Origin of the sequence: Microbacterium sp. Leaf351 (assembly GCF_001423825.1) — a bacterium.
GTDB classification, from domain to species: Bacteria; Actinomycetota; Actinomycetes; order Actinomycetales; family Microbacteriaceae; genus Microbacterium; species Microbacterium ginsengisoli.
Genome location: NZ_LMPK01000021.1, coordinates 66,385 through 69,873, shown reverse-complemented (window position 1 = coordinate 69,873; position 3,489 = coordinate 66,385). Strand labels below are relative to the sequence as shown.

The window sequence follows — 3,489 nt, the reverse complement described above, 5'->3', positions numbered from 1 at the left end:
CCACCGGAAACAACCGAAGTGACACCACACCACGGGACTTGACCCGCGGACGCAGGACGAATCGCGAGGATGCCGCCTGTTCTCGCGCGTTCGCCTGTTTCCGCGCGATCGGCGGCAGGCCTGCACAGCCGCATGGGCGGCATCGGGCTGCGCGAGCGGCGTGGTCGGCACAGCCGCATGGCCCGCGCGCCGCGCGCCCGCGTCGGGCTGAGCGGCGCTCCGCGGACCCGGCCCCGCCGGCTGATCAGTCCGACTGCCGGATGATGCTGGGCCCCCGGCCGGTCGCCTCGACGACGAGCTGGGCGGGGATCTGCTCCTTCATCGCCTCGACGTGGCTGATGACGCCGACCGTGCGTCCGCCGCTGCGCAGCTCGTCGAGGGTGCGCATCGCGAGGTCGAGGGTCTCGGCGTCGAGCGAGCCGAACCCTTCGTCGATGAAGAGCGTGTCGAGACGGATGCCGCCGGCCCGCGCCGTCACGACCTCGGCGAGCCCGAGCGCGAGGGCGAGCGAGGCCAGAAAGGTCTCCCCACCGGACAGCGAGTGCGCGGGGCGCGCGACCGCGGTGAACGCGTCGACGATCTCGAGCCCGAGACCGCTCTGCGCCCCGCGTGAGGCACGCGCATCGGTGTGCTGCAGGCGGTACCGCCCGCTCGACATCTCGTCGAGCCGTACGTTGGCTGCAGTCACGATCTCCTCGAGCTCGGCGGCGAGTACGTAGGTCTCGAGGGGCATGCGGTAGTCGTTCGGGGCACGACCCGCGAGGGTATCGGCGAGGCGGGCGACAATCTGATGCATCCGCTCGAGCTCGGCGCGGCCCTCGTCGACGGCGGCGGCCCGGTCGCGCAGGTCACTGAGCGCGGCAGCGGCCTGATCGTGCCGGGAGAGGGCGTCGGTCGCGGACCGCACGGCGTCGCGCGCGACCCGCAGTGCCTCCTGCGCGGCCGCGACGTCGACCGGCTCCTCGGGGAGCCCGAGCGCCTCGAGTTCCGCCCGACGCGCGGTGACGGTGGCGACGGATGCCTCGTGCCCCCGCACCCGCGCATCGAGGCAGTCGCGCTGGCCCGCGTCGCGGACCGCCGCACGCACGGCGTCGGCGTCGGCGAACGGGGAGCCGCCGAGCGCGTCGGCGCAGCGCTCGGACGCCTCCCGCGCGGCCGCGTCGGACGAGGTCTGCGCGGCCACCGCTGCGACGACCGCCGCGGCGACGGCGAGCTCGGCCTCATCTGCGGCGACCCGCAGGCTGACGCTCGCGTGACGGCCGCGCGCGGCGTCGACGCGGGCGACGAGGGCGCCACGGCGGGCCGCGAGCCCCGCGAGGACGGCGTCGGCGTCGGCGAGATCCGTCGCCCGCGCGGTGCGCTCAGCCGCCAGGTCGCGTTCGGTGTCGTCGAGGCGGTCGCGTGCGGCCACACCCTCGTCACGACGGACCACTGCGGCCGTCGCCGCCGCGGCGCGGTCGGCGGCGGCGGCGAGGCGCGCACTGAGATCGTCGACCGAGCCGCCTTCGGCGCGCGCGACGGCCGCAGCGAGGGCGGCCCGGGCGTCGCTCGCCGCGGCGCTCGACCGCTGCGCAACGGCCTGCGCTGCGTCGCGCGCGGCGGCGGCGGCATCGATCTGCGACGGCGTGGCGGTCTCGGCGGGCGCGGCAGCGGGGTGGGGGTGAGAGGTCGCTCCGCACACCGCGCACGGCTCGCCGTCGACGAGTCGCTCGGCGAGCTCCCCGGCCGCCCCCGCGATGCGGGTGTCGAGCAGGTGCGACCAGTTCGCCGTCGCCGCGCTCAGCGCGCGGGCGGCCGCCGCCTCGTCCTCGTCGGCGCGCTGCGACGCCGCGGCGAACGTCACCGTCTCGCGGGCGGCATCGAGTCGCCGCTGCAGGTCGGCGACGTCGCGCTCGCGCGCATCGCGTGCGTCGGCGTCGGCCGTGGCCGCCGCGATGCCGGCGCCGAGGATCGCGCGCTCGGCCGGGATCTCACCGGCACGCACGTCGATCGCGGCGATCCGCTCGCGAGCAGCCTCGGCGCGCGCGGCGGCGGACTCGCGGGCGCCGTCGATCTCGGCGAGCTCCGTCTCGCCGGCGAGCGCATCGCGGGCGCGGGCGAGGTCGCCGGTCAGCGCCTCGACACGGGCCGGGGCGTCGGCATCGTCACGGCCCCAGGCCCCCCGCGCGCGCTCGGCGGCGGCACGGGCGAGCTCGGCCGCGCGCAGCGCGCGGGCCCGCGCCTCGACGACTTCGCGCAGCGCCTCGGCGGCGAGCGCCCGCCCCAGCTCGGTGCGCGACGCCTCGATGGCGGGCTCCGCCGCGGCGAGCTCGGCCGTTCGCCGCCGTTGCGCGGCCCGCTCGGTCTGCTGGTCGGTGATCCGGCGCGCGTCGGCGAGGGCATCGGATGCCGCGACCGCCACGGCATCCGCCGTCACCGCCGTCTGCGCGATCGCGGCACGCCGATCCGCCGCGCGGGCGAGGGCACCCTCGAGATCGGAGGCGTCGAGATCGGCTGCCTCTAGGTCGGAGTCAGCAGCGGCAGCGGCAGCGACGGGATCGCCGCCCCACCCCTCGCGCGCGATCAGCTCGGCGGCCTGCCGGCGCACGAGCGCGACGGCGTCGGCACCGCGGTCGAGCGCGTCGCGCGCCGCCTTGCGCCGCTCGTCGACGCGCCGGGTCAGGTCGTCGTAACTGCGGGAGTCGAAGAGGGTGCGCAGCAGCTCCTGCCGCTCGTCGTTGCGGGCGAGCAGGAACCGCTGGAATCGGTTCTGCGCGAGCAGGATCACCTGCAGGAACTGCGCCTGCGTGAGCCCGACCACCTCGGCGAGCATGACCCCCACGTCGCGCGGCCCTGCCGCCACGCCCCGCCATCCGGTACCGTCCCACCGGGCGAGCTCGGCCCGCGCCTTCTCGAGCGTGACGCCCTCACCGCGCTGCTTCGGCCGCTCGTAGTCGGGCGCCCGCACGATGCGCCAGCGCTCGCCCGCCGCCGAGAACTCCAGCGCGACCTCGGTGACATCGTTCGGGCCGCTGTGATCGCTGCGCAGGCGCTTGTCACCCGCCTCGTAACGAGGGACCGCACCGAACAACGCGAAGCAGACGCCGTCGAGGATGCTCGACTTGCCGGCCCCGGTGCGGCCGGTGATGAGGTACAGACCGTCGGCGTCGAACGCGTCGAAGTCGACTCGCTGGCGCTCGCGATACGGTCCGAAGCCCTCGAGCTCGAGGCTGTGGAGCTTCACCGCGCCGCCTCCGTCGCCGACCGCTCCGCCAGCGCGTCGGCGAGGACCGCTCGTTCGTCGTCGCTCAGCCCCTCCCCGACGCGCACGTGCGCGAGGAAGGAGTCGACCAGCTGCACGTCGTCACGGGCGGCACGCACGCGGGCGCCGTAGTCGGTGCGCTCGCCCGAGCGGCCGCCGGCGGGCGTGTGCGCGACGGTCGCGCACCACGGGAATCTCTCGCGCAGCCGTCGCATCGGATCGGGCTGAGGCGCGGCATCCGTGTATTC

The 3,489-nt window shown here is 76.2% G+C and carries 1 protein-coding gene and 1 pseudogene; both read right to left on the bottom strand.

Annotated features, from left to right (window positions below):
* Nucleotides 1-244: 244 nt before the first annotated feature.
* Complete coding sequence (locus ASG00_RS07690) at nucleotides 245-3,223, bottom strand: AAA family ATPase (RefSeq protein ID WP_056208159.1); 2,979 nt, start codon at nucleotides 3,221-3,223, stop codon at nucleotides 245-247.
* A pseudogene (locus ASG00_RS17685) lies at nucleotides 3,220-3,489 on the bottom strand (exonuclease sbcCD subunit D); the annotation flags it as partial. The pseudogene ASG00_RS17685 and the gene ASG00_RS07690, both read right to left, overlap by 4 nt.